This window comes from Paraburkholderia sp. BR10882 (assembly GCF_040948855.1).
Taxonomy (GTDB): Bacteria; Pseudomonadota; Gammaproteobacteria; order Burkholderiales; family Burkholderiaceae; genus Paraburkholderia; species Paraburkholderia nodosa_A.
Genome location: NZ_JBFPKP010000005.1, coordinates 193,285 through 217,688, shown reverse-complemented (window position 1 = coordinate 217,688; position 24,404 = coordinate 193,285). Strand labels below are relative to the sequence as shown.

The window sequence follows — 24,404 nt, the reverse complement described above, 5'->3', positions numbered from 1 at the left end:
GCGCGAAACGAATACGTGCAACGCGGCCGTCCCGAAAATGAGAGGCGTGGTTAACGGAAGCCGTAAACGAGAACCTTCTTTCCTTCGAATTGTTCCTGCACACCTTGTTCGCAGTTCGGCGGACACGTCGTGCCGTCGGCGGTGGGACCGGACGCGGGCGAATACGCCCTGTAGACAACGGATTCGATGAGTGTCCCGTCGTCGGAAACCACGATCTGCAGGTCGGTCTCGACGCCGGCCAGCACCGGTCCGCCGCTGCCATAGACCTGTTTCATGATCCCCGTGCAATCGGAGTTCACCGCGTAGGTGCCGCTCTGGTACGGGTTGAAGGCGGTCTGCCCGCCTTTCGGCAAGCCATTGATCATGCCGAAGTCGGTGCGGGTGAATTTACCCGAGCCGTCGAACGTCACGATGGCGACGTCATCGAGTGTCGAAGGTGAGGCAAACGGGTGCAGCTTGTTGTTGCTATCCAGCAAGCCAAGGATCTCACCATGTCCGTGAAATCCATAAGCTCCCCTTAGCGTTGCGTTCGAGCAAAGGCGCCCGTCGGCCTGCGCGACGCCACTGAGCGAGAGCAGTGCAAAGGCTGTTGCCGACAAAATGCTTGAATGCTTGATCTTCATGGTCATCTCCTTGTCACCATAGCAGGCGTCTGGCTTCATAACGCGCAGCGGGCCAAAAGCAGGCGTCGAGCGAGGCGCCGGCTGGTGCCGGTGTGCGCTCCGCTTCCTAAGCCTATGGAACCGCGCACGCTTGCGCCTCCATCATTTGATGGAGAGAGCGAGGCAGCAGGAGATTTCGTGTGCAGACAAACTCGATGGGAACGGCGTTACGGCCTCACTGCATTACGGCTTCACTGCGTAGTGCACCAGTTCGATTGCGTTCGTTGCGGGTGCGCCTCTTCCGGCCAGACGGCCCTGAAATTCTTCGCGCACTACCCGCTTGACGCTCGGGGCATACCAGAGCGTCTCCTCCATCGGGCCGCCGCCCGGGCCGTACTGCGGCTGCCAGACGCCGCTCATCGTGATCTTGATCGCGGAGAAAACGCCCGCCTTCGTCTTGACCGTCTCCACGCCGTCCAATTCGCATTGAGCCCGGCGCTGCACCCTCATGCCCGAAGGGGCGGTGGCCATGCAGTCCGCTTCATAGCGCGCGCCGGCTCGCAAGTTGTCTCCCACCCTGTAGTGCGGCGCATCCTGAGGCAGCGCGATGGCAGCGGCGTCGAGCGCGAAACTGGCCGGGGCGCCCGGGCCGCCAGCACGCTCACGACGCCGATCAATGCAGTGCGACAGACTTGCGGCCTCATTGGCCCTGTTTCTGCAGATATTGCCGCACGTCGCTCATCGACACCCTGCCTGTATGCGCCGTGTCGATCTGATCGAAATGCTGCGAGATATACCCCAGCCCGCTACTTTGCGCCTGCGCTTTCGTGATCGAAGCGCCGTTGTTCAATGCAGTATTCGCACCCAGGCGAGCCTCAACCCGCTGTTGCGCCTGCTGCTGCAATTGCGTACCGGTGGAAGGTGTGAGCGGCGGTGGCCGGCTCGTCGGGAAAAATGGGCCATCCACACCGTGGCCACCCTTCGGCAGTTGAACGGGCGCCACCGCTTGCGTTGCCGCCTGGGCAATGCCTGTTGTGACCACAGCAACCGCGCCAAGCATGAACGGCGCAATGCACCACAGCTTTTTGAATGTAGACATGATCGCTCGCCTTCAATGTGTGAGGAGCGGGCCTCAATCGGCTATCGATGATCGACGCTCGAGGAAAGGCCCCGGCCTGTCAGGTTATTGGCCCGCTGCGGCGACTGCCGTGGAAGTCGGCGTACCCGCGGGACTCTCGTCGGGCCACGGCTGCGGAAGCGTCCAGAGCGAAAGCGCCAATGGTATGGGTTGACCACCATAGTAGCTCACGAGATCGGCCTTCATCTTCGGGCGCGCCACGTCGTCCAGATAGATCATGTGTCCACCCTGGAAGAAGTTGACCTGCAGGTTCGGGCTCAAACCGGCCACCGTTTGCAGACGCGCAAGCTGCTTCTCCGTATTGAAGAACGGCGTAGCAAGATCGTGATAGCCGTTCTCCGCAAGCACCTTCAATTGCGGATTGAGCTGGATCGCGCCGAGCAGGTCGGGCAGCGTATCGGGCAACGGCTGACCGTCGTGCGAGAAGTCCCAGACTCCGATGATGTTGTCGTTCAGAGGCATGTACGTCGCATTCGGCGCCGTATAGCCGAGATAGTCCGGCATTTGCGTAGCGAGTGCTGTCGTGAACGGCTGCGAGATGAGGATGTCCGACGGGTCGCCGTCGCTCTGCAAGCGCGGATCCGAATTCGGCAGCGATACGCGTCCGTCGTAACGACCGATCGTCGTGCCCGGGATCAGTTCGTTACTGAACGGATTCACGTTGAAATAGCCATTGAGCGCCTGCAAGGTGAGGCTCGAGGGCCAACGCCACGAATCCAGCGTTTTCTCGGGCGGAAAGACCGGCTTGCCGAGCGCGTCGGGAATGCCGAGTTGACTCAGCACCCACGATTGCGCGTATTTGCGGAAATGCTGGTACTGGCCCGTCGCAAAGATCTCCGACTGCAACGCGAAGAGGCCTTGATCGATCAATGGCGGCGAAACCAGGTTGAAGTAGGCGGCCACCTCGGCATAGCCGGGGTAATAGCCCGCGAGTGTGTCGGTATCGAGCACCAGGCCAGCCGTCGAATTCGTGATGGCCGTCGCCTCGATCGCATCGGCAAAGTAGTTCAGGATGGACGACTGAAGCACGATGCCAGTCAACTGCACGCCCGCCGCTTCGAGCGCAAGCGCAAGCATGTCGGTGCGCGGCGTGCCATACGATTCGCCGTAGAGATAGATCGGCGAACTGCTACGATTATTCACGGCCAGATAGCGCTTGATGAAATCGCGCATCACGTCCACGTCCGTATCGCAGCCCCAGAACTTCTGGTTCGTGTTCGGCAGAATGGCCTCCGAGAGCCCCGTGCCCGGTGGGTCGATGAACACCATGTCCGTCGTATCGATCAGGCTCTCCGCATTGTTGACGAGCGGAAAGTTCGGCCAGTTGGTGAGCAGCGGATCGGGCGTCGCGACACGCGTTGGCGCAAACGAGCCGAGACGCAGCCAGATCGACGAAGAACCCGGCCCGCCGTTATAGATGAACGTCACGGGCCGCGGCGAACCGTTCGTGCTCGGCGCGGTATAGGCGACATACGACATCGTCGCCTCCGGATTGCCGTTTGCGTCCGAAGCCGTCAAATGGCCCGTTGTCGTCGTGTAGTTGATGGTCGTTTTTCCCGAAGTCCACTGGTAATGCATGATCGCGGCCTTTTCGGCGACCTGCGACGCGGCAAGGCCATCGGTAGCGTTCGGCGAATAGGCGATCGGGTCGGTATAAGGCTGGTTGGCATTTGGCGAATTTGAATTCTGTACGGCGGCTTTAGCGCTTGCCGAAAACTGGTTCATGGCGCTCGCGGCCGACGAAGTCGGGCTATCTCCACCGCCGCAAGCCGCTAGCATCAACACGCCGATAGCGATTGCGCCTGCATGGCGCAGCTCGCGCCAACTGCGGCTGAACTCCACACTGGGTTTACTGTCCGGATGCATTGTTATACCCCTTCGAATGATGACTTCACACTACGCGGGGGCCGCGGTCGCCGGTAATAACGCCTTGAAAAAGGCACCGAAATTCAAACGCAATTACCTGCGCGAGGCGGCTGACATTTAACTTTCCATTCCTGACAAAGTCGATTCAATTTAAGCGACATCTATTTACTATGGATGCCTAAATAATCCATAAAGCATCGGGAGAAACCACTGAGTTTCGCCGACGGAATTTCGCTGGAAATATTTGGTAATGAAAGATAGCAGAGGAAAAATAGGAGGCGCCGCAGTACTTTGTCAAGGGATAGTTCTTGAACCTATGCGCGCTGATTCGTTGCGCACGCAGCAATTGCGTCGAGCACGAAACGGCCGCGTGCATGCGGGTCGGCGATGCGAGATCTCGGTGCCACGCGAGCGCGAACGAAGAGCGAAATGGATGCTCGACAATGCCCACGGATTGTATGAATGAATGCAATCCATCGCTTGCGCGCCTGTCACCCATTCAATTGGGGCCATACTTCCAGGTGAAGTGCGTGACGGTCAAGAAGCCGTCCGCTCATTTAGCTATTCTTATAAATAAAACGCCACCATGGTAAAAAATTCCGCAAGGCAATCCTTACCAGCACGCAGCCAGCACGCATATGTGCGCCGGGCAACAACGGAGATTGACGCGCTGTGCGAAATCAACCATATTTTGACCAGACGGCTGCGCTCGGTCGGGCCCCGTCGCTTTCCTGCGCATGCAGATCGTGAGTTCCGCGACGCCTTGCCGATCGCTTCAACGACGATTCTGAGCATGCCGAAATGGCATCGCCATAACGGTGGGACGACATCATGTCCGCTCAGATTGGTCGCGACCAGAATTTCCCCGCAGCGTGCAAGCATTGCGGCGGACTGCTGTACGAAAACTTCGAATTCTGCCCTTACTGCGGCACAGATCTTCCACTCGACACCGTTTCGCTCGGCACCCATCCGAAGGCCACATTGACACCGCTCGGCGCCACGGCCGCGGCGCCCCCCGCACCCGCGGCCGCGAAGCTCGCGCAGGCGCGCTTACCCGCATCCGACGGGCCGTCGCTGGAGACCGGCTACCCGCATGCCGCGCAGCACGCCTTGGCGCTTCCACACGGGTTGCGGTTTTCGCAGATGGGGCAATGGATCTTCCCCAGGGGTCTATTCGTATTCGCACTGATTCTTGCGTTCGCGTACGGCACGTATCTGCTGCTCGGTGCGAACCGCCAGCGGGAGGCCACCGCCAGCGAAGCGACCCTGCACTCATCGGGCGGATCGGTTTCGACTGATGCGTCCGGGCAACAGGCCAACGAGACGCCCCCTGCCGCCGGCACGCAGACCAGCGAGCATCCGCAATCCCCCCCGCGCAACGCGCACCCCGCGCCGCAATTCGCCGACACGGCCGAAGCTCTGCGTGCCGCGCGCAACAGCCTTGCGGAAAACAACCTGTTCGACGCGAAGACTGCGGCCAACGCCGTGCTCGCGCGCGGCGGGGACAACGAGGAGGCACGCGCGCTACAAAACGATATCGCCGCGCGCGAGCAACGGCGCGATAGCGCGTTGCAAAACGCAGACCGCTGTGTCGCGCAGCGTGCCTGGGCCTGCGTGCAACAACAGGCCTCGGAAGCGCTCGCGATCGATTCGAGCAGTCAAGTCGCGCAATCGTTGATGGAGCGCGCCATCGTATCGACCGCCTGGAAGCCACTCAGCCCACCTAATGGCGCCCCGCAAACGAACGCGGCAGCGGCGTTGCCGCACGGCGCGAACACCGTACGGCTGCCCTCGTCGCAGGACTGGAATACGGGCGCATCGCCGCCTCCGCTGCCCGGCGCGACGAACACGGCGAACGCGACGAATGCCCCGACCGCGGCGAATGTCGCGACGGCCGCCAGTCCCGCCGGCGGCAACAACAGCGTCGACGCACAGGAGCGGGCGATCCTGCAAAACGGCTGGAAGCACGCCGCGCCATCTGGCGCCGCACATTGAACAGGATTCCATAACATATCGAAGTCTGCCGTAGATCGCAAACAAGGCGGGAGAGAGACCATGCTGAAAACGACTCTAGCAGGAGTGGCGGCGCTGATCGCCCTGCTTTTCTCTGTGCTCGCCGTCGCCGCCGAGGTCGACGCGCACTACCGCATCGTGACCGGCCCGGAGCGCGGGACGTACATTCAGATCGGCCAGGACCTGGCGAAATGGGTCGCGCAGCCGGCGGGCATCGATCTCGAAGTGATCCCATCGAAAGGCTCGGCGGAAAACGTGCAGCGCATGCGTTTCGAGCCCGGCGTGAAGCTCGCGCTCGTGCAGTCCGACGTCTACCAGGCCTACGTCGACATGGCCAATTCCGGCAACGAAGAGGCCGGCACGCTGATACGGCCGCTGCGGCTCATCATGCCGCTCTACGACGAAGAGATTTACTTCGTCGTGCGTAACGACTCGCCGATGAAGACGATCAACGAGATCAAGGACAAGGTAATGAGCGTCGGGCTGATCGGCAGCGGCACCGCGCAGTCGGCGACGACGCTGTACCGACTCATGTTCGGCCAGCCGATTCCTGAGCAGAACGCGCAGCACCTGAGCAACGAGGACGCACTCGCCGCGCTCATCGTCAAGAAGATCGACGTGGCGATCATCGTCGCCGGGCAACCCGCCAAGCTCTTTACCGACATGAACCCCGAACTGCTGCAGCAGATCCGCTTCCTGCGCGTTGATGCGAACGCGCCGGAAACGGCGCGCGCAAAGCAGACCTACTATCCCGCGACGATTCACGTGTCGAGCTACCCGAACTGGCTCAAGGAAGACGTGCCGACATGGACGGTCAAGGCCTTTCTCGTCACCTATGACTACAACCTGCGCGATACGGTCGGCAACCTGAAGCGCTTTGCCGATTCGCTCTGCGCGAACTTCGACAACCTGCAGGAGCACGGCCATCCGAAATGGAAGCAGGTCAAGCTCGATCTACCGGGCCTCGGCAAAGGCTGGCAATACTATCCGCCCGTTGAGCGACGCCTGAAGGCGTGTTTCGCGCATCGCGCCGCGATGCAGGCCGCCACGGGTTCGACCGCGGCGCAAGGCGCTCCCGCCGCACAAAAAGTCGACGGGCGGCCATGCCCGGATCAGGAGCGCCTGCTCCTGCTCTGCAAATAATCCCCCGACGAATCCGCCAGCCGAACGCGGCCCCCGACGCGCGTGAACAGCAAACAAGTGGACCCTTCAAACGCCAGCACGGCGTGGAAGGCGATCCCCTTGTGCCACATGCATTCTCTCCTGGTATCTGCTTTCAGGATGTCCTAATGTCCATGAGTGCCGTAATGCCGGCACGTCGAAACGGTCTTCCCGATGCAGTGCGTCCTAGCCTAACAACAAACAAGGAGACACCCATGAGAGATACCCCGTTCAGAGTCCGGCGTAAAACGGCGCACCTGCGTGCCGCGATCGCCATCGCAGGTGCGGCGCTCGTTCCCGGCGCACACGCTGCCGAGAACGACGCCCATCACCCGGAATTCAACCGGCTGCCGTCGTTCGTGGTGGCGAGCAGTCTGCAAACCACGAGCTACGATGGCGTCAGCGACGATCTGTTGACCGCCGGTCTCGGCAAAACCGGCCTCGCCGGGGCGCAGCCTGCCATCGCCAACCCCTCGGCGCCGACGGCAGCGGAACTGCGCCGGCTCGCGATCTGGTCGAACTATCGGGCGCTCGTCGATATGAGCGCGAACGGCGGTTATGGCCGCTTCTGGGGGCCCAATGTCGATGTGTACGGCAACGACACACTGGGCGAAGGCAAAATCGCCGGCACCGAATATCTCGCGTTTGCCGACGACGGCAGCGGCCGCCGGAACGTCAGCCTGCTCGTGCAGGTGCCGACCAGCTTCGATCCGGCGAACCCGTGCATCGTGACCGCCACGTCGTCGGGCTCGCGCGGCGTGTACGGCGCGATCTCGGCGGCCGGCGAGTGGGGACTCAAGCGCGGCTGCGCGGTCGCCTATACCGACAAGGGCACGGGCAACGGCGCAGAAGAACTGATGAGCGGCCTCGTGACGTTGATCGATGGCGTCACGGCCAACGCAGCAACGGCGGGACGCACGAGTATTTTCACCGCGGACGTGCCGGCGGGCGCGCTCGCCGCCTACAACCAGAAGTTTCCGAACCGTTATGCGTTCAAGCACGCGCATTCGCAGTTGAACCCCGAAGCGGACTGGGGCAAGGACACGCTCGAAGCGGTCCAGTTCGCGTACTGGGTGCTCAACCAGCAGTTCGCACAACGCGTCGACGCATCGAATCGCGGCGTGCGCTATGCGCCCGGCGACATTACGACGATCGCGGCTTCCGTGAGCAACGGCGGCGGCGCATCGCTCGCGGCAGCCGAAGAGGACACGGGCAAGTGGATCACGGCGGTCGTGGTCGGCGAACCGCAGATCAATGTGCGCATGCCCGGTGACGCGCAAGTCAGGGAAGGTGGGCAGCGCATTGCCGCGGCCGGCAAACCGCTGGCCGACTACATGACGCTCGCGAACCTGCTGCAACCCTGCGCCGCGCTCGCGGACGCCGCCGCCGGCGCGCCCTATCTCACCGCGCTGCCCGTGGCGACCACGACAGCCATTCGCCAGGCGCGCTGCACCTCGCTCGCGGCGGCAGGCTACGTCCACGGCGGCGATACGCAGGCGCAGGCGAACGACGCGCTCCAACGCCTGCATGAAGCGGGCTATGAAGCGGACTCCGATCTGCTGCAGGCGCCGATGTGGGATTCACAGGCCGTGCCGGCTGTTGCGGTGACCTACGCCGATGCCTACACGCGCTCGAGCGTGCTCGACAACCTGTGCGGATTCAGCTTCGGCACGACGAACGCATCGACGGGTGCCGCGGGCGTTGCGCCCGCCGTCTCGCCAATGCTGACCATCTTTGGCGTGGGCAATGGCGTGCCGCCGACCAATGGCGTCAATCTCGTCTACAACGTCACGCCGCCTGGCGGCGCCGACCATCGGCTGGCCACGCCCGACGCCAGCTTCGCGGGCGCGGCATGTCTGCGCGCGTTGTGGACGAACGGTGATCCGCGCATGCGCCAGAGCGTCCAGGCGATCAGCGTACATGCGAACCTGCATGGCAAGCCCGCAATCATCGTACAAGGCCGCAGCGACGCGCTCGTGCCGATCAATCATGCGTCGCGCGCGTATCTCGCGGCAAACAGCGAACGGGAAGGTTCGCACAGCCACCTGTCGCTGTACGAGGTGGCGAACGGGCAGCACTTCGATGCATTCCTCGCCGTGCCGGGCTTCGATACGCACTTCGTGCCGGTGCACTACTACAACATCGCGGCGCTCAATCTGATGTGGAATCACCTGAAGAATGGCACACCGCTGCCGCCTTCCCAGGTGATCCGCACGATCCCGCGCGGCGGCAACCCGGGCGCCGCGCCGCCGTTGGGTCTCGCGAACCTGCCGGCCATCGTGGAGAATCCGGGCAGCAACGCGATTCGCGCGAACGACGGCGTCGTGAACGTGCCGCATTGAGTCGCGAAGCACGCCGGCGCGGCGAGCGCATCACACCAGCAGTTGCCGCGCCAGCACTTCTCTCGCTTGTGTCACGGTGTCCCCTTCGCCGGGATGCGGCGGCAGGAGCGAGAACACGGCGTCGGGCAAGGCCGGCAGCCGGTGCTTCGGGCCGAGCCGCGTGAGCCCCTCCCCGATTGCCGATGCGCACAGGCATCCCACGCCCAGACCGGCTGCCAGCATGGACTGCAGCCCGGCCACGCCCGACGCGCTGTGAACGAGCACGTACGGGATGTCGTTTTCTTCGAGCGAGCGCACCGCGACCTGGTGCATCATGCAGTCGCCCGGCAGCAGCACGAGCGGCAACGCTTGCGGCAACTGCTCGGCGAGCGTCGGCGACGCGACCCAATAGAGCGGTTCGCGCAGCAACTCCCAGCGCGCGTCCGCGTCGGTGGCGGCGGGTCGGAACGGGCCGCGCGACAGATGCATGACCACGCCGAGATCGATTTGCCGCTTCGCATACGCGAGCTCGATATCGGCGCTCTTCATAGCGCTCACGTGCAAGCTCAGCTGCGGATAGCAGTCGCGCAGCCGCACGAGCAGACCGGCCACCTCGTTCGTGCGGAAGTACTCGGTGATCGCGACGCGCAACTCGCCCTTGATGGCCTGGCCGCGCACGTCGTCGAAAGCGGCTTCGTTGAGCGCCACGAGACGCCGCGCATGGTCGAGCAATCGTGTGCCCGCGGGCGTGAGCTCCACACCGCGCTTGCTACGCACGAAAAGCGGCATGCCCGCGCGCGCTTCGAGCTTGCGCACCTGCTCGCTGATCGTGGATTGCGAAAGGTGCAGCAACGGCGAGGCCGCCGAAAGGCTGCCCACGTTCGCCACAGCCGCGAACGTCTTCAACTGGTCGAATTCGAAGCCACGCATGACATTCAACATCCATCGAATAACTCGATGGATAGTACCACCTATTCCCGCTTTTCCGTCAGATCGAGGTGGATCAGAATGTCGACTGGACGCTCACGCTGCGCGCGTGCTGAATAGCGCAGCCTGACGAAATCCGGCCCTTTATCGCTGAGCACACTCATGTCTGACAATACGTACGCCGCCTGTGCCGTGGCGCCTCGCGCCGCCGCAGCCGATACCAGCCACGGCCATCACGGCTGGGCGCTGGTCGTTTTGCTGGTGGGCGCGATTCTGCCGCCGCTCGACTATTTCATCGTGAACCTCGCGCTGCCCGCCATCCGCGACGGACTCGGCGCGAACGCGTCCGAACTCCAGCTGGTCGTCTCGGCCTACGCGTGCGCGAATGCCGTCATGCTGATCACGGGCGGGCGCCTCGGCGACCTGTACGGCCGCAAGCGCATCTTCATGGTGGGCATGGCGGGCTTCGTCGTCGCCTCCACATTCTGCGGCCTGGCCACCAGCGGCACGGCACTGGTCGCCGGACGCATCCTGCAAGGCCTGTTCGCCGCGACCCTCGCGCCGCAAGTGCTCGCCACGATCCGCAGCGTTTTCACGCCGCACGAACAGGTGCGCGTGATGGGGCTTTACGCGTTCGTTTTCGGCGTGGCCGCGGTGATCGGCCAGCTTGGCGGCGGCGCGCTCATCAGCCTGCATCCGTTCGGTCTGGGATGGCGCGCGATCTTTCTCGTCAACCTGCCTATCGGCGTGTTCGCGCTCATCGGCAGCTGGCGCTTCATCCCGGAAAGCCGGCCGCCGCGCGGCAAGCGCATCGATGTCCTGGGCACCCTGCTGCTGTCGCTGTTTCTGCTGATGCTCGTCTATCCGCTCACGCGCGGACGCGAGTCGGGCTGGCCGCTGTGGATGCTCGCCTGCCTCGCCGGCTCGCTGCCCATGCTCGGTCTGCTGCTGCGCGTCGAGTGGCGCAGCCTCGCCAACGGCAAGGATCCCCTGCTCGATGTGCGCCTCTTCCGCAATCCGGTCATCGCGCTCGGTCTCGTGCTGGCGTTCCTCTTCTATACGATGAGCGCGTTCTTCCTGACCTACGGTATTTATCTGCAAGGCGGCCTGCATTGGACGCCGCTCGCTTCGGGACTCGCGATCCTGCCGTTCGGCATCGGCTTTCTTTCCAGCCCGCTGCTGATGCCGCGCCTCGTGCACCGGTTCGGCGGCTATCGCGTGCTGACGTTGGGCTTCGTGATGCTCGCGGGCGGACTCGCGATTGCGGCTGCGCTCGCGGGGGCGGTACAGCCCGGCGCCGGTTTCTATCTCGGACTCGCGGCGATCGGCATCGGCCAGGGGCTCGTTTTGCCCTCCGTCGTGCGCATCGTGCTGGCCGAAGTGGAGCCCGAGCGCGCGGGCATCGCCTCGGGCATGGTCACGGCAACGCTGCAGATCGGCGCCGCCGTCGGCGCGGCCACACTAGGCGGCCTGTTCTTCTCGACGCTCGGTGCGGCGCCCGGTGTGATCGACTACGCACATGCGTTCAAGACGACGATGTTCGCACTCGTCGCGATCCTGCTGCCCTGCGCGCTGCTCTCCACCGCGCTGGGACCGCTGCATCGGCGCACGCATGCAAACGGTCCCGGCACACAAACCGGCACACAAACCAATACGCAGTGATTTGCTCCGAGTCCTCGCTATCAGAAGTCGATCTGCGCGGAGCACGGTGCCGAACGCGCAGGACGTGAGGCAGGTGCCCTGCTGGAGCCAGTAGCAGGCGATGCAGTGAAACTGCTTTCGCTTATATTGGATGCCTGATTATATTTTCTTCCTTGCAGCGGCTATTCACCCACGGGAGGAAATACATTCCAGTAACCGTCGTCGTGCTGAAAGAAGAACAGCGCGTGAAAACCCGTTGTCTGGCGCGTCTCCACGCACACATAGCGTGCCCTGCCGGAAGGGGTATGGCCAAACGCGGTGACATGCACCGGCGAAGTCGGTGCGAGCCATTTTTCGACCTGATAACGCAGTGACTGCGTCTTCGTGCGTCTCATCTGGTCCTCCCAGAGATCGGTTGGTTTTGCAGCCTTTTCGCCGGAAACCGCGAAAACGCCCTGCGCAAACCGAACGCTCTTGATGCAAGGCGCAATTCTTACCGCGTCGCATCAAGTGTTTGAGAAAGCACTTTAACTATAGCCAGAAAAGCCTTTCGCAACATCGATTTCAGCAAGATAGCAACAAAACAACAGAAACCCGGAAACCAGCGTCCGGCAGCATGGGACGACCCCGGCTGATGCGCCGCACCAGGCTGTGAAACGAATGAAAACGTATGCGATGTGTGAGGCGCGCGGTCCCGGCGTATCCTGACTTCTGGCAGTTGGCCACCGGGATCTTTTGACTGGCCATTGAAACGATGAGAAACGTGTACGTTGCGATTTACATCTTGTTGTTGATAGCCGTTATCGTCGGCGTGGATGTGGTTTTCCTGAAAAATCTCTTCTGGCTACGACTGGCCGTGAACATCGGCATCGTCGTGGTATTCGCCGCCGTCTACTACGCATTATTAAAGAATCTGTAAGTCAGGGATCGCGCGTAAAGGACGCAAACCCTGCACCGCGCCCCACACACCCGCGGCACACACGACCGCACCCACGAAAACCACAAGCCACAAATAAAGCCCGCGAGGCCGATACCGTTGAGGGAGCGCGGTGAGGCTCAGGGCGACGAGCAACCCCAACACGAGCGGCAACATCAACGTGTTGACCACTTGCGCGGCAACGTTCAGGGAAACGAGGTCGGGTGCGAGCCAGACAGCCCAGGCACTGCCTGCAACGGCTAGCGCATACGCGCCGTAGAACCAGGGCGCGCGGCCGGGACGGTCATCGAGCGAGGCCCGGTACCCGAATACATCGCCGAGCCCCCATGCCAGCGCGAGTGAACTCACGATGGCGGCCACCAGCGCCGCACCGAGCACGCCTGCGCCAAAGAGCAGGCGCCCCGCAAACGGGCCCGTTACCGCAACGAGCGCATTGCTGATTTCGCCGATACTGCCGAGGGAGCGCGGCTCGCCATGCGCCGACAACGTAGCCGCCGCAGCGACGAGCACCGCTGCCGTCAGCAATTGCGTGAGGACGGCGCCAACCGCCGTCTCGACTCTGGCCGACGTGAAGTCCTTCGCCGTGAGGCTGTCCGCGACCGCCGCCTGCTGATAGAACACCATCCACGGATTGAACGTCGCGCCAATGAGCGCCGCCGCCAGGTAGCCGGCTTCACGGCCGCCCGCTGCCAGATGAGTCATTTGCGGGACCATGACCTGAAGTTTGTGACGCGCACTCCATGCGACGGCAAAGAACGTCAGGTCGAACGCGCCGATGGCAATCGCGATCCGGTCTACGCGCTTGTGCGAGCCCGTAACGACGATACCGGTCAACAGAATGACGGCGAGCGGCAGCGTGACGGCACGCGATACGCCATACATTTCCCCCACGCCGGCAACACCCGTGAACTCCGTCACGAGCGACCCCAGCACGGCCACGACCAGTCCGGCCGCGGCGAGCGCGGCCCAAACCGGTCCGAAGCGCGAGCGGATGAGTTCGCCATAACCGCGCCCGGTGAAAATGCCGAGGCGCACGGTCAGCTCCTGGACCATGTAGAGCAGCGGGACCAGCGCAAGCAGCACGGGCAAGAGCCGCAGCCCCGTTTGCGCGCCGGCCTGCGCGGCCGTCACGACGTTGCCGGCGTCGCAGTCGGCCAGCATCACGAGCAGACCTGGGCCCCACAGGGCGAGCCCCCGCAGTCCACGCGAAACGGTTTGCTTGAGCGTCAGGAGACGAGTCATGCGTTCTGAAAGGATGCGCCTGTAGTATCTGTCGGGCGATTGTAGCGTGCGAGTCGGGAGCCGCCAGGCCTGACGCTTGTGCTCCGCAGCCTGTCCCGAGGGACGTTGATTTTCATTTTCCTTACCCATGGCCTCTATATCCGCGCGTTCATCCAGTCAAACTACTGACGCCCCCGCCGCCCTGATTCTGGGCGCCATAGGGGTGGTTTTCGGCGACATCGGAACCAGCCCGCTCTACACACTTCGCGAATGCCTGAAAGCCGCCGGCGGAATTAGCCAGACCAACGTATTCGGGATCGTTTCGCTGATCCTCTGGTCGATCATCATTGTCGTGACGCTCAAATACGTGAGCTTCGTCATGCGGGCGGACAATGACCGCGAAGGCGGCATTCTGGCGCTCACGGCGCTGGCCGCTCGTGTGGCGCCCGTGCGCCTGCGCACCGTGCTGCTGACGCTCGGCGTGTTCGGCGCCGCGATGTTTTACGGCGACTCGATGATCACGCCGGCGATTTCGGTCATCTCGGCAGTGGAAGGCGTCGAACTCGTGGATCCTCATCTGGCCGCGTGGGTCGTGCCGATCTCGCTCGTGATCCTGACCGGCCTGTTCAAGCTTCAAAAACACGGCACGGCCACGGTCGGAAAAGTCTTCGGGCCGGTCATGATCGTCTGGTTCCTGACGCTTGCCGTACTCGGCGTCGCTCATATCGCACACAACCCCGGCATTTTGCGCGGCGCATCGCCGTCTTACGCCCTGAGCTTCATCGCACATGCACCCGGCACGGCATTCGTCGTCCTCGGCTCTGTGTTCCTTGCGTTGACGGGCGGCGAAGCGCTTTACGCGGACATGGGACACTTCGGCAAGACGCCGATCCGGCTCGCGTGGCTGCTGCTCGTGCTGCCGAGCCTCATCCTCAACTACTTTGGCCAGGCCGCGCTCGTGCTGTCGAAGCCTTCGGCGCTCACGCAGCCATTCTTCTCCCAGGCGCCAGATTGGGCATTGCTTCCGCTGGTTCTGCTGGCAACGGCCGCGACGATCATCGCTTCGCAGGCCGTCATTTCCGGCGCGTTTTCCATGACGAAGCAGGCTGTCCAGCTCGGGTTGCTGCCCCGCATCCCCGTCGTCCACACTTCGACACACGAAGTCGGTCAGGTCTACGTGCCGTTCATCAACATCTCGCTCTATGCGGCAGTTGTATTCCTCGTCGTGTTCTTCCGGTCTTCCGATAATCTCGCGGCCGCTTATGGCATTGCCGTCGCCTCGACGATGCTGCTCACGACGCTGCTCATGTACTTCATCACCCACTGCCTGTGGAACTGGAAACCGGTCGCTACGCTGGCAGTGATCGGGCCGCTGGCCGTCGTGGATGCGATATTCGTCGCGAGCAATGCGAGCAAGGTCCTCGATGGCGGATGGTTCCCGCTGCTGGCGGGCGGCGTGCTGTTCACTATCATGACGACATGGCATCGCGGGCGGGAGATGGTCGTCGAGCGCGTGAAAAGCGACAACCTGCCGCTTCCGGCATTCATTCACTCCTTGTGCGATGGATCGCACCCGCCTCCCCGCGTGGGCGGTACGGCAGTGTTTCCAGGCGGCGTGCCCGGCATGACGCCGAGCGCGTTCCTGCACAATCTCAAGCATAACGGCGTGATGCACGAGACCAATATCTTTCTGGCCGGCACGACCGAGAACGTTCCGCACGTGCCCGAAAGCGAAAAAGTCTCGGTGAGCGATCTTGGGCACGGTTGCTATTCGGTCGCCGCGCGTCACGGCTTCATGGAAATGCCCAACGTGCCGGCACTGCTCCTGCTCGTGCAGAAGCAGATACCTACGTGGCAGTACGAACCCGCGGCCACGTCGTTCTTCCTGGCCCGCGACACGATCCTCGCAACGGCACAGAGCAAAGGCATGTCGCTATGGCGCGAGAAGCTGTTCGCGTTCATGGCGCGCAACGCAGCGCAGGCGGCCGAATACTACAGCCTGCCCGCGAACCGGGTTGTCGAGATGGGTGGACAGATCAACCTCTGAGGCACGATCCGGCGTATCACTCGAGAAAAACGACGCATGGCGAACGACGACCGTACCACGATAATTGCCAGACGAACGCCGGAATCCGCGGCCATGACGGCCAACCTCAAACGGGCGATGGCGATCACGGCCAGGATCAACCGGGGATTGCCACCGACGAGCGTAACGAACTGCCCCCTCAGTTTGAAAATCCGCTGTAGCAGCGCAATCGTCGCGAACGCGCTCGCGCTACTATGAATAGCTCAATTGCTTGTTTGTGGTGAGATAACCGATCGGCAAGAATGGCCCTGCCAAACTTTGGTCAGGACCACGATATGTCGAACGCGCCCAGCCTTCAGCTCGATTCCGCCACGCTCGTCGAAGAATACGACCGGCTTGGCATTCGCCAGTTTCATCACGGTCTGCAACTGCTCGACGTGCTCGGCTTGCGTGAAGGCGAACGCGTGCTCGACGTGGGTTGCGGCACGGGCCGTCTCACCGAATCGGCGGCGCAGCGCGTGGGCGAACACGGCGAAGTGCTCGGGCTCGATCCGTTGCCGCTGCGCGTGCAGCGCGCGCTCGAACGCGCGCAGGGCCGCTTCGCCGCGCGCGTCGGCCGCGCCGAAGCGCTGGAAACGGTGCCCGATGCGCACTACGACGTGGTGTATTTCAACAGCGTGATTCACTGGATCCCGGATCAGGCGCAAGCGCTGCGCGAAGCGTGGCGCGTGCTCAAGCCAGGCGGCCGGATCGGCTTCACGACCATGCCCGAAGAAGCGCCACACGACCTGCATGTCGTGCTGCGCGCGCTATTTGCGGGCGAGCCCGAATGGCAGCGCGCTGGAATCGGCGCGCCGAACAAACTCACGCGCGAGCGCTCGGCAGCGCTGCTCCAGGGCGCCGGCTTCGACGTGACGCACAACGAGATCCGCACCTTCGGCGACACTTTCGACAACGTCGACGACGTGCTCGCCTTTAGCCGGTCCAGTTCGTTCGGCAATTTCCTCGCCTCGCTCACGCCCGACGACATCGCACGCGTACGCGCTCGGCTCGCGGGCGCGCTCGAACCCCATCGCAACGCGCGTGGCTATGCGCTCACGCGGCGCATGATCATCGCCACGGCGCACAAGCCGCTCGCGCATTGAATCTGCCTTCCATTCCGTAGCGAACGCCAACCACATTCGAGGAGCACACATGAGCGCAGCACCGCGACGCGCGGGACAATTGAGCCTCGGCGCCTTCCTGATGGAGACGGGCCACCATATCGCCGCGTGGCGTCACCCCGATGCACACGCAGCCGGCGGCCTCGACTTCGCGCACTACGCCGAGCTGGCGCAAACGGCCGAGCGCGCCAAATTCGACGCCGTCTTTTTCGCCGATAGCGTGAGCGTGCGCGACACCCATGTGCCTTCGCTCTCGCGCACCGCGCGCGCCGATCATTTCGAGCCGATCACGCTGCTCTCCGCACTATCGGTGGTCACGAAGCACATCGGGCTCATCGCCACGGTGTCGACCTCGTTCAACGAGCCGTATAACGTGGCCCGCAAATTCGCTTCGCTCGACTATCTGAGCGGCGGCCGCTCGGGCTGGAATCTCGTGACGTCGAGCACCGAAACCGAAGCGCACAACTTCAGCCTCGACAAGCATCTCGATCACGCCTTGCGCTACGAGCGCGCGAAAGAGTTCTACGACGTGGTTTCCGGGCTTTGGGACAGCTGGGAAGACGACGCCTTCATTCGCGACAAGGCAAGCGGCCTCTACTTCGACCCGCAGAAGCTGCACACGCTGGACTATCGCGGCAAGCACTTCAAGGTGCGCGGCCCGCTCAACGTGGCGCGTTCGCCGCAAGGCTGGCCCGTCGTGGTGCAGGCGGGCGCCTCGGAAGCCGGCAGGGAACTCGCGGCGCAAACCGCCGAAGTGATTTTCGTCGCGCATCAAACGCTCGATGAAGCCAGACAGTTCTATCGCGACGTGAAAGGGCGGCTCGCGCGTTACGGCCGCCGCCCCGAGCATCTCAAGATCATGCCGGGCATTTTCCCCGTGATCGGCCGCACGCAGGAAGAAGCGCAGGAGAAGTTCGACGCGTTGCAGGCGCTGATCCATCCGAGCGTGGGACTGCAGCTGCTCGCGAACATGTCGGGCGGCCTCGACCTCTCGCAATATCCCGTGGATGGCCCCGTGCCCGACCTGCCGGAAACCAACGGCGGCAAGAGCCGGCAACGTTTGCTGCTCGATCTCGCGCGGCGCGACAACCTCACCATACGCGATCTCTATCTGCGCATTGCGGGCGCGCGCGGGCATCAACAGGTGATCGGCACGCCGCAAAGCATTGCGGACCAGCTTCAGCAATGGTACGAGGAGGAAGGCGCCGACGGCTTCAATATCATGTCGCCCTGGCTGCCTGGCGGCCTCGACGAGTTCGTGCAGTACGTAGTGCCCGAATTGCAGCGTCGCGGACTTTTTCGTAGGGAATATACGGGGCGCACATTGCGCGAGCATCTTGGCCTGCCTCGTCCCGCGAACCGCTACGCCACGCAGCGCGAAGACGCATTGCGCGTCGCTTCCTGATTCCGTTCATCGACAATCCACATTTCACCCCAGGCCGAAATATTCGCACCGAAGTTGCCCGCATACTGTCGATACGCGCTCTATCCCTGGAGCGTGGCCCGTAATCTCACCGCGTCTGCGTGAAATCGACCGCCCAGCATGCAAACATCGATCGCGAGCAAATCGACCGGACTCGACCTGCTTTTGCTCCTCGCACTTTCCACGCTGTGGGGCGCGTCCTATACGTTCATTCGAGTCGGCGTGACGACCATCCCGCCGTTGACGCTCATCGCCGCGAGAACGTCGATTGCCGGAACGCTCCTTCTGTTCTGGATGCTGTGGCAGCGCATTCCGGTACCGCGAGACCCGGCCGTGTGGCGTCGCTTCGCCGTGCAGGCGCTGCTCAATAGCGTGATTCCCTTTACCTTGATCGCATGGGCCGAGCGTTCGGTGGAAGCCGGTCTGGCGACCATCCTCAACTCGACCTCGCCTGTCATGGCGTTCCTCGGCACGTGGCTGATTACCCGCCACGAACAGGTCAACGCGCGCAAGCTGTTCGGCGTCGCCGCGGGTCTCGCTGGCATATGCCTCGTGGTCGGCGTGAGTGCATTCGAAGGACTCGGCCAGCAACTCGTTGCGCAGCTGGCGATCGTCGCCGCGACGGTTTGCTACGCCGGCGCGGCGATCTACGGCCGTTCGTTCAAGGGACTCTCGCCGGTCGCACCCGCTGCGGGGTCTCTCATCGTCGGTGCGATACTGCTGGTCCCCGTGAGCCTGGCCTTAGACCGCCCGTGGACGCTTCATCCGTCGTTGCAATCGATCGCAGCGCTGATCGCACTCGCCGTCTTTTCCACGGCGATCGCGTTCGTCATCTACTTCCGGCTCGTCCAGACGCTCGGCTCGGTCGGCACAACGGCGCAGGCCTATTTGCGCGTGCCGATCGGCGTGGCGATCGGCATTGCGTGGCTCGGTGAATCGCTTTCGACCTCGGCGTGGCTGGGGCTCGGGTGCGTCGTTGCCGGAGTCATCGCGATGACGCTGCCATCGGCCAGCCAATCCCGCGCGAGCGGCCACAGGCTGCGCTCGAATCGCGAGTGAAAAAACGCGAAATGTCCGATGCTGCGCTCGCCAATTGACGCGGGCGCGATGCGTACATGCGTCGACAGGCTCTGTGTGAAATAACACAGCGCGCGTTCGATCGCGCGAATCGTGCCGAACGGATCGTCGTGGAAGCTCACGGCGAGAATCGGCGCACGCATGTTGCCGAAACGAGCGACGATGTCCATGCGCTGCTCGGGCGTGCGTGCGAGCGCCCCGTCGGTGAGCGTGTCTTCAAAGCGGGCGCGGCCCCGGCTCCATATCCTCGCGACGCCGCGCGGCGTGTCCTCCATCCATCCGAACCACGATGCGGGGAAATAGCCCATCAGGCCGGTCAAAACCGGCATCACGACATGCCATTTCCAGAGCATGAGCGGCATGCAGCGCGGCGCGTAGTCTCGCCAATACGCGTATTGCGTGCCGACGGTGAAGACGCGTCGAATGAGATGATTCGACGGCGCGAGCCCGATCAGGAAGCCGCCAATGCTATGCCCCACGACATCGATCGGCTGCCGAGGGAACAGGCTTCTTGCGTAGCACAGCACCGCTTCGAAATCGCGCTCTCCCCATTCCAGCCAGCTCGCATCGAGCGTGGCGAGCGCGACGGGCTGCGAGCCGCCAATGCCACGGTAGTCGTAGACCAGCACGTCGAAACCCTGCTGGTGCAGCCATGCGGCAAAGCGGAAATAGTAGTGGCAGCGCACCGACGTCGCCGAATTGACGATGACCACCGGACGCGACGCGTCCGCGTTCGGCGGCGCGTGACGACGCCACACATATGCGCGAAGCGTAAAGCCATCGGCAGCAGTGATGGCGACAGCGATGGGACGTGCCTCGGCTGGATCGGCTGAATGCATGAGCGTGCTCCCTGAAGAATCCGGAGTATCGATTTCACTTGACCTTGCCCGCTGCATCAATCAATCTTTGCGCAGCTTTCGCATGAGGAAAACGCATGTCAGTGCCGCTCGTGAAACTCCCTCCTCTCGACCTCATTCGCGGTTTCGTCGCGGTGGGCCGGCGCATGAGCATCACGCTCGCCGCCGACGACCTGTGCGTGACGCAGTCCGCCGTGAGCCGCCAGATCGCCGCGCTCGAAGAAGCGCTAGGCGTGCGCCTCTTCAACCGCGGCTATCGTTCGATCGCGCTCACAGCGGAGGGCGAGCGCCTGCTGCGCGTTGCGGACGGCGCGGTGCAGCAGATGCAGGAAATCGTCGGCGCGCTGGCCGCGCCCCAAGCACGTCAGCCGGTGACGATCACCGCCAGCATCGGCATTGCAGGACTGTGGCTGCTGCCGCGCATCGGCGAGTTGCAACGCCAGCTTCCCGATATCGATCTGCGCCTTGCGACCTCAGAGAAGGTGCTCGATCTGCGCGCAGAAGGCATCGATCTCGCCCTGCGCTACGCGCCGGCCCGCATCGCGCCGGAGGCAGCCAATCGCGCCGTGCATCTGTACGACGAATACGTATTGCCGGTCGCGCATCCTTCGTTGAACGTGAAGAAGCTCGACGCGGCCACGCTCGCGCGCCACGTGCTGCTCGAATTCGAGGGCGTGCGCCGCCCGATGCTGCGCTGGACGGATCATCTGGGCGCGCGCGGCCTCGACGGCGCGCCGCTTCGCGGCGTGCTGCGTTTTAACCAGTACGACCAGGTCATTCAGGCCGCCACCGCCGGCCGCGGTATCGCGCTCGGGCGCCTTGCCCTCGTGCAACCGCTGCTTGCCGACGGCAGGCTCGCCGCCATCGGCAATGCGCGCGCCGAGGGTCCGACTGGCTATGCCTACTGGCTGCATCAAGCCGACGAAGCGCCGCGCGACGACGTGCGCGCCGTCATCGACTGGATCGTCGATCAGGCTCGCCAAAACCGGATCGCATGAGCGATACGCATGCGAAGCGTGCCAAAAACTCACTTGAGCCGACCCGCTTTCCCGCGCTCTACTAGGCACCACGCTGCGCAACAGCGAAGCGCCCAGTGCGAGGAGGCGAACGATGACCGGTATGTACGACGCATGGCGCCGCCGCTGGCTGCTCGTGATCGCAGGTGGCGTCGTGATGGGTGCGGCGCTCGGCGTGCGCAACGTGCAAGGGCTTTTTCTGTTGCCCGTCACGCTCGAGCGCGGCTGGTCGCGCGAGACGTTCGGCCTCGCGCTTGCGCTGCAAAACCTGCTGTGGGGCGTTGCACAGCCGCTCACGGGCATGATCTCCGACCGCTTCGGCTCCGCGCGTGTGATCTTCGCGGGCGCCCTGCTCTACGCGCTCGGCCTCGCGATGATGGCATTGAGCGCGACGCCTGGCGTCTACACGTTTGGCGTCGGCGTGGTGCTCGGCGTGGCATTGTCCGGAACGGCTTTCGGCGCCGTCTATGGCGCGCTCTCGCGGCTCTTTGCAGCCGACCAGCGCAGCTGGGCGCTGAGCGTGGCGGGTATGTTCGGCGGCCTGGGCCAGTTCTGCATCGTGCCGCTCACTCAAGGGATGATCGGCAGATTCGGCTGGGTCACGGCCATTCTCGTGCTCGCGGCCATGATGCTCGCCAGCGCGCCGCTCGCGGCATGGCTGCGCGATCGGCCGCTGCAGCGTAGCGGCGCGATCGATACGCACGACACCCTGCGCCGAGCGCTCGGAAAGGCGTTCGCGCATCGCGGCTTCTGGCTGCTCAATCTGGGCTTTTTGTCGTGTGGCTTCCAGCTTGCGTTCATCGGCGCGCACCTGCCGGCGTATTTGCTCGACAAGGGCATGAGCGCGCGCCAAGCGAGCCTGGCGCTCGCGCTGATTGCGCTGGCCAACACGGCAGGCACGTTTCTCTGCGGTTACGCAGGGGGGTTTCTGCGGCGCAAGTATCTGCTCTCGGCGATCTACTTCGCACGGGCGGGCGTAATGGCGCTGTTCCTCGCCTTGCCCCTATCGCCCCTCACGCTTTATGTGTTCGCGTTCGCGATGGGATTCATGTGGCTCGGCACCGTGCCGCTGACGAGCGGGATCGTTTCGCAGATGTTCGGCGTGCGCTATATCTCGACGCTCTTCGGCTTCGTATTTCTCGGGCATCAGATCGGGAGTTTCTTCGGCGTCTGGCTGGGCGGCGTGGTGTTCGACGCGAAGCATAGCTACGGCCTGCTCTGGCAGGGCTCGATTGCGCTTGGCGTCATCGCGGGATTGATGCACTTGCCGATCGACGACGAGCGGGCCGCGCAGCGCACCATGATCGCCGAACAGCCTTCGTGAGCGAGGTCGTGGCCTGGCGCATCATGCAGGTCATGCTGGCCGTTTCGTTCGTAACGCTTATTGTCTGGACGTTCGTCGAGTATCTCGCGCCTTCGACGATGCTTGCCTTGCTCACCGGCGCCGCGTTTTGCAGATGATCGCGCCGCTGGCAGCCGCCTACTTGATCAACTGCAGTATGTCGCGAAAGCGCGGGTGCTGGCACGAGCGCAGCCATTCGAATGCGACCATCTCGACCGTCGCCACTTCAGCGCCCGCTTTGTTCAGCCGCGCAATGGCCGCCTCTTTGTCGGCGACTTTCCGCGAGCCTGTCGCGTCAGTAACGACAGTGACCGATAGACCGCACTGCAGCAAACCCATCGCTGTCTGCAATACGCAGACATGCGCCTCGCATCCCGCGACGATCGCTCGGGTTCGCCCTTCGGGCAGCGCTTCAAACAGACCATCGGCGGTGGCGTCGAAATGGTGCTTTGCAACAGTTCTCGCGCACAGGTCCTTTATTTCCTGCGAGTTTTCGCCGAGCGCGCCCGGATTCTGTTCTGTCCCGATGACCGGAACATCGAGACCCCGAGCAATCCGCCCAAGCCGAATGGCTTGAGCGACAACGGATTCGCCGTCGTGAATCGCCGGCATCAGTCTCATTTGCAAGTCGATAAGAACTACGATCGATTCGGAAAGGCTATGCAGCATCACGCATCCTATTCGGAGATTGCAGTGCGGAAATTGGCACCGGTCAGGGATATTACTAAGTATGCGACAAATGGTCACCGTGCGACTCTATGTCCCAATGCCATCCCCTATGGAGCCAGGCATGCAAGCAGAGACGCTAAAGAAAGCAAAAGCCGCCACCTTTCTCACCCGGTCGGCGCTGTGTCTGATGCTGTTGCCAGTTGCCTGTCTTGTCTGGGCACTCCAGGCGTATCCGCCACAAGAAGCGATTTGGGTTTGCTTCTCGCTGGCAATCTATATCTGGCCTTTCGCCGGAGTCCTGTTTGTGATCTCAGCGGGATTCCACGTCGGTAGCCACGGCCGCCGACTCGAAAAGGACGCCGGTTTCCGCGAGGCGCATGGGCACTAACTAGCCCGCGCGCCGTTCCCAAACGGTCTGCTGTCGTTGCCCGGATAGAAGCCTGCTGGAAGCAGCAGGCTTCTGAGGCGCGACTTGCCGTCCGCGTCCGTCCGTTTATCAAGACTGCCGGTATGGTCGGTTAGCAAACCTTATCGGCACACCATCCTGCGCTGTCAGCGCGGAGCACAACAACGCACGCAGCGACGGCGCGGGTGACGCTAAGCCTTGCGTGCGTTCGGCTAGCGCATGCGCGTCCTGCATGATCAAATCCGTTCGGCATCCTTATAATGCGGGTCCATTTGTCAGCGCCAGCTGCTCCGCGCGCCATGGCGAAGTCAGGCGCGCAATGTGCTTCGACCTTTTTCGCCCGGTGAAAGGCGGGGACCGCTCTTTCGCCAATGGCGTTGTTTGCACTGCACCCAGGCCGAAACCACAAGGAGAAGAACGATGACTCTGCTCATCTATCTGATCGGATGGATCATTTTCATTGGCGGCGTGGCGTGGGCATTGATGGCGCTGCATGTTGCGGTGCACATCATCGAGATCGTGGCGGTGATACTGCTCGGCGTCGCAGTGATCACGGGCGCCACGCGCGCGCGCAATCGCGACCGGTCGACGTAGCCAT

The 24,404-nt window shown here is 63.1% G+C and carries 23 protein-coding genes and 2 pseudogenes; 16 read left to right on the top strand and 9 right to left on the bottom strand.

Going from position 1 to position 24,404, the window contains the following annotated elements; genetic code table 11:
* Nucleotides 1-50: 50 nt before the first annotated feature.
* The 4 genes from AB3X99_RS15780 to AB3X99_RS15765 form a co-directional block, all read right to left on the bottom strand.
* Nucleotides 51-623 carry a hypothetical protein gene (locus AB3X99_RS15780; RefSeq protein WP_368617446.1) on the bottom strand — a complete coding sequence of 191 codons (573 nt, stop codon included), beginning with the start codon at nt 621-623 and terminating at the stop codon, nt 51-53.
* A gap of 222 nt (nt 624-845) precedes the next feature.
* Nucleotides 846-1,133 carry a hypothetical protein gene (locus AB3X99_RS15775; RefSeq protein ID WP_368617445.1) on the bottom strand — a complete coding sequence of 96 codons (288 nt, stop codon included), beginning with the start codon at nt 1,131-1,133 and terminating at the stop codon, nt 846-848.
* Nucleotides 1,134-1,302: 169 nt separating this feature from the next.
* Entirely contained in the window at nt 1,303-1,662 is a 360-nt protein-coding gene (locus tag AB3X99_RS15770; protein ID WP_368617586.1) for a 2-oxoglutarate dehydrogenase, read from the bottom strand.
* Nucleotides 1,663-1,785: 123 nt separating this feature from the next.
* Complete coding sequence (locus AB3X99_RS15765; RefSeq protein ID WP_256094513.1) at nt 1,786-3,519, bottom strand: peptidase S10; 1,734 nt, start codon at nt 3,517-3,519, stop codon at nt 1,786-1,788.
* Here AB3X99_RS15765 and AB3X99_RS15760 point away from each other — a divergent pair.
* The 4 genes from AB3X99_RS15760 (at nt 3,464) to AB3X99_RS15745 (ending at nt 9,122) form a co-directional block, all read left to right on the top strand.
* Nucleotides 3,464-3,727 carry a hypothetical protein gene (locus tag AB3X99_RS15760; RefSeq protein ID WP_368617590.1) on the top strand — a complete coding sequence of 88 codons (264 nt, stop codon included), beginning with the start codon at nt 3,464-3,466 and terminating at the stop codon, nt 3,725-3,727. The two genes, AB3X99_RS15765 and AB3X99_RS15760, sit on opposite strands and share 56 nt — an antisense overlap.
* A gap of 710 nt (nt 3,728-4,437) precedes the next feature.
* Nucleotides 4,438-5,601 carry a hypothetical protein gene (locus AB3X99_RS15755; protein WP_368617444.1) on the top strand — a complete coding sequence of 388 codons (1,164 nt, stop codon included), beginning with the start codon at nt 4,438-4,440 and terminating at the stop codon, nt 5,599-5,601.
* Between the two features lie 60 nt (nt 5,602-5,661).
* Complete coding sequence (locus AB3X99_RS15750) at nt 5,662-6,762, top strand: TAXI family TRAP transporter solute-binding subunit (protein WP_342948236.1); 1,101 nt, start codon at nt 5,662-5,664, stop codon at nt 6,760-6,762.
* 233 nt (nt 6,763-6,995) lie between these two features.
* On the top strand, nt 6,996-9,122 hold the full coding sequence (locus tag AB3X99_RS15745; RefSeq protein WP_368617443.1) for a D-(-)-3-hydroxybutyrate oligomer hydrolase: 2,127 nt from the start codon (nt 6,996-6,998) through the stop codon (nt 9,120-9,122).
* Nucleotides 9,123-9,152: 30 nt separating this feature from the next.
* Here AB3X99_RS15745 and AB3X99_RS15740 read toward each other — a convergent pair whose 3' ends face one another.
* The gene (locus tag AB3X99_RS15740) at nt 9,153-10,031 is read right to left on the bottom strand and encodes a LysR family transcriptional regulator (protein ID WP_069262431.1); all 879 of its coding nucleotides are present in this window, start codon (nt 10,029-10,031) and stop codon (nt 9,153-9,155) included.
* A gap of 159 nt (nt 10,032-10,190) precedes the next feature.
* On the opposite strand from AB3X99_RS15740, the gene AB3X99_RS15735 reads away from it, so the two are divergent.
* Nucleotides 10,191-11,690: an MFS transporter gene (locus tag AB3X99_RS15735; protein WP_368617442.1), complete on the top strand. Its 1,500-nt coding sequence runs from the start codon at nt 10,191-10,193 to the stop codon at nt 11,688-11,690.
* A 161-nt stretch (nt 11,691-11,851) separates the two neighbouring features.
* Here AB3X99_RS15735 and AB3X99_RS15730 read toward each other — a convergent pair whose 3' ends face one another.
* Entirely contained in the window at nt 11,852-12,064 is a 213-nt protein-coding gene (locus AB3X99_RS15730; protein ID WP_069262228.1) for a hypothetical protein, read from the bottom strand.
* Nucleotides 12,065-12,432: 368 nt separating this feature from the next.
* Here AB3X99_RS15730 and AB3X99_RS15725 point away from each other — a divergent pair, with 368 nt between their 5' ends.
* The gene (locus tag AB3X99_RS15725; RefSeq protein ID WP_368617441.1) at nt 12,433-12,588 is read left to right on the top strand and encodes a hypothetical protein; all 156 of its coding nucleotides are present in this window, start codon (nt 12,433-12,435) and stop codon (nt 12,586-12,588) included.
* Here the strand turns inward: AB3X99_RS15725 and AB3X99_RS15720 are convergent.
* Nucleotides 12,574-13,848 carry an NRAMP family divalent metal transporter gene (locus AB3X99_RS15720; protein ID WP_368617440.1) on the bottom strand — a complete coding sequence of 425 codons (1,275 nt, stop codon included), beginning with the start codon at nt 13,846-13,848 and terminating at the stop codon, nt 12,574-12,576. The two genes, AB3X99_RS15725 and AB3X99_RS15720, sit on opposite strands and share 15 nt — an antisense overlap.
* Nucleotides 13,849-13,975: 127 nt before the next feature.
* On the opposite strand from AB3X99_RS15720, the gene AB3X99_RS15715 reads away from it, so the two are divergent.
* The 5 genes and pseudogenes from AB3X99_RS15715 (at nt 13,976) to AB3X99_RS15695 (ending at nt 19,498) form a co-directional block, all read left to right on the top strand.
* A complete protein-coding gene (locus AB3X99_RS15715; protein ID WP_368617439.1) occupies nt 13,976-15,874 on the top strand; it encodes a potassium transporter Kup in 1,899 nt (632 codons plus the stop codon).
* 36 nt (nt 15,875-15,910) lie between these two features.
* A pseudogene (locus AB3X99_RS15710) lies at nt 15,911-16,018 on the top strand (sugar O-acetyltransferase); the annotation flags it as partial.
* 170 nt (nt 16,019-16,188) lie between these two features.
* Nucleotides 16,189-16,998 carry a methyltransferase domain-containing protein gene (locus AB3X99_RS15705; protein ID WP_342948241.1) on the top strand — a complete coding sequence of 270 codons (810 nt, stop codon included), beginning with the start codon at nt 16,189-16,191 and terminating at the stop codon, nt 16,996-16,998.
* Between the two features lie 49 nt (nt 16,999-17,047).
* Complete coding sequence (locus tag AB3X99_RS15700; protein WP_368617438.1) at nt 17,048-18,421, top strand: LLM class flavin-dependent oxidoreductase; 1,374 nt, start codon at nt 17,048-17,050, stop codon at nt 18,419-18,421.
* 138 nt (nt 18,422-18,559) lie between these two features.
* Entirely contained in the window at nt 18,560-19,498 is a 939-nt protein-coding gene (locus AB3X99_RS15695) for a DMT family transporter (RefSeq protein ID WP_368617437.1), read from the top strand.
* Here AB3X99_RS15695 and AB3X99_RS15690 read toward each other — a convergent pair.
* Nucleotides 19,450-20,355: pseudogene (locus AB3X99_RS15690) on the bottom strand (alpha/beta fold hydrolase); the annotation flags it as partial. The gene AB3X99_RS15695 and the pseudogene AB3X99_RS15690 sit on opposite strands and share 49 nt — an antisense overlap.
* A 95-nt stretch (nt 20,356-20,450) precedes the next feature.
* On the opposite strand from AB3X99_RS15690, the gene AB3X99_RS15685 reads away from it, so the two are divergent.
* The 3 genes from AB3X99_RS15685 (at nt 20,451) to AB3X99_RS15675 (ending at nt 22,850) form a co-directional block, all read left to right on the top strand.
* Entirely contained in the window at nt 20,451-21,371 is a 921-nt protein-coding gene (locus AB3X99_RS15685) for a LysR substrate-binding domain-containing protein (RefSeq protein WP_368617436.1), read from the top strand.
* Between the two features lie 112 nt (nt 21,372-21,483).
* Nucleotides 21,484-22,713 carry an MFS transporter gene (locus tag AB3X99_RS15680; protein ID WP_368617435.1) on the top strand — a complete coding sequence of 410 codons (1,230 nt, stop codon included), beginning with the start codon at nt 21,484-21,486 and terminating at the stop codon, nt 22,711-22,713.
* Nucleotides 22,710-22,850, top strand: a complete 141-nt coding sequence (locus AB3X99_RS15675) for a hypothetical protein (RefSeq protein ID WP_176732828.1) — start codon at nt 22,710-22,712, stop codon at nt 22,848-22,850. The genes AB3X99_RS15680 and AB3X99_RS15675 overlap by 4 nt, the downstream gene beginning before the upstream one ends.
* Before the next feature lie 19 nt (nt 22,851-22,869).
* Here AB3X99_RS15675 and AB3X99_RS15670 read toward each other — a convergent pair whose 3' ends face one another.
* The gene (locus AB3X99_RS15670) at nt 22,870-23,400 is read right to left on the bottom strand and encodes an isochorismatase family protein (protein WP_368617434.1); all 531 of its coding nucleotides are present in this window, start codon (nt 23,398-23,400) and stop codon (nt 22,870-22,872) included.
* Nucleotides 23,401-23,521: 121 nt separating this feature from the next.
* On the opposite strand from AB3X99_RS15670, the gene AB3X99_RS15665 reads away from it, so the two are divergent.
* The gene (locus AB3X99_RS15665; protein WP_133187158.1) at nt 23,522-23,788 is read left to right on the top strand and encodes a hypothetical protein; all 267 of its coding nucleotides are present in this window, start codon (nt 23,522-23,524) and stop codon (nt 23,786-23,788) included.
* A gap of 438 nt (nt 23,789-24,226) precedes the next feature.
* The gene (locus AB3X99_RS15660) at nt 24,227-24,400 is read left to right on the top strand and encodes a hypothetical protein (RefSeq protein ID WP_176732829.1); all 174 of its coding nucleotides are present in this window, start codon (nt 24,227-24,229) and stop codon (nt 24,398-24,400) included.
* Nucleotides 24,401-24,404 lie beyond the last annotated feature (4 nt).

Excerpts from the sequence above, each read along its gene's own strand:
- AB3X99_RS15780 (WP_368617446.1), bottom strand. The coding sequence starts at position 623 with ATGAAGATCAAGCATTCAAGCATTTTGTCGGCAACAGCCTTTGCACTG.
- AB3X99_RS15775 (WP_368617445.1), bottom strand. The coding sequence starts at position 1,133 with ATGGCCACCGCCCCTTCGGGCATGAGGGTGCAGCGCCGGGCTCAATGC.
- AB3X99_RS15770 (WP_368617586.1), bottom strand. The coding sequence starts at position 1,662 with ATGCTTGGCGCGGTTGCTGTGGTCACAACAGGCATTGCCCAGGCGGCA.
- AB3X99_RS15760 (WP_368617590.1), top strand. The coding sequence starts at position 3,464 with ATGGCGCTCGCGGCCGACGAAGTCGGGCTATCTCCACCGCCGCAAGCC.
- AB3X99_RS15765 (WP_256094513.1), bottom strand. The coding sequence starts at position 3,519 with ATGCTAGCGGCTTGCGGCGGTGGAGATAGCCCGACTTCGTCGGCCGCG.
- AB3X99_RS15755 (WP_368617444.1), top strand. The coding sequence starts at position 4,438 with ATGTCCGCTCAGATTGGTCGCGACCAGAATTTCCCCGCAGCGTGCAAG.
- AB3X99_RS15750 (WP_342948236.1), top strand. The coding sequence starts at position 5,662 with ATGCTGAAAACGACTCTAGCAGGAGTGGCGGCGCTGATCGCCCTGCTT.
- AB3X99_RS15745 (WP_368617443.1), top strand. The coding sequence starts at position 6,996 with ATGAGAGATACCCCGTTCAGAGTCCGGCGTAAAACGGCGCACCTGCGT.
- AB3X99_RS15740 (WP_069262431.1), bottom strand. The coding sequence starts at position 10,031 with ATGCGTGGCTTCGAATTCGACCAGTTGAAGACGTTCGCGGCTGTGGCG.
- AB3X99_RS15735 (WP_368617442.1), top strand. The coding sequence starts at position 10,191 with ATGTCTGACAATACGTACGCCGCCTGTGCCGTGGCGCCTCGCGCCGCC.
- AB3X99_RS15730 (WP_069262228.1), bottom strand. The coding sequence starts at position 12,064 with ATGAGACGCACGAAGACGCAGTCACTGCGTTATCAGGTCGAAAAATGG.
- AB3X99_RS15720 (WP_368617440.1), bottom strand. The coding sequence starts at position 13,848 with ATGACTCGTCTCCTGACGCTCAAGCAAACCGTTTCGCGTGGACTGCGG.
- AB3X99_RS15715 (WP_368617439.1), top strand. The coding sequence starts at position 13,976 with ATGGCCTCTATATCCGCGCGTTCATCCAGTCAAACTACTGACGCCCCC.
- AB3X99_RS15705 (WP_342948241.1), top strand. The coding sequence starts at position 16,189 with ATGTCGAACGCGCCCAGCCTTCAGCTCGATTCCGCCACGCTCGTCGAA.
- AB3X99_RS15700 (WP_368617438.1), top strand. The coding sequence starts at position 17,048 with ATGAGCGCAGCACCGCGACGCGCGGGACAATTGAGCCTCGGCGCCTTC.
- AB3X99_RS15695 (WP_368617437.1), top strand. The coding sequence starts at position 18,560 with ATGCAAACATCGATCGCGAGCAAATCGACCGGACTCGACCTGCTTTTG.
- AB3X99_RS15685 (WP_368617436.1), top strand. The coding sequence starts at position 20,451 with ATGTCAGTGCCGCTCGTGAAACTCCCTCCTCTCGACCTCATTCGCGGT.
- AB3X99_RS15680 (WP_368617435.1), top strand. The coding sequence starts at position 21,484 with ATGACCGGTATGTACGACGCATGGCGCCGCCGCTGGCTGCTCGTGATC.
- AB3X99_RS15670 (WP_368617434.1), bottom strand. The coding sequence starts at position 23,400 with ATGCTGCATAGCCTTTCCGAATCGATCGTAGTTCTTATCGACTTGCAA.
- AB3X99_RS15665 (WP_133187158.1), top strand. The coding sequence starts at position 23,522 with ATGCAAGCAGAGACGCTAAAGAAAGCAAAAGCCGCCACCTTTCTCACC.
- AB3X99_RS15660 (WP_176732829.1), top strand. The coding sequence starts at position 24,227 with ATGACTCTGCTCATCTATCTGATCGGATGGATCATTTTCATTGGCGGC.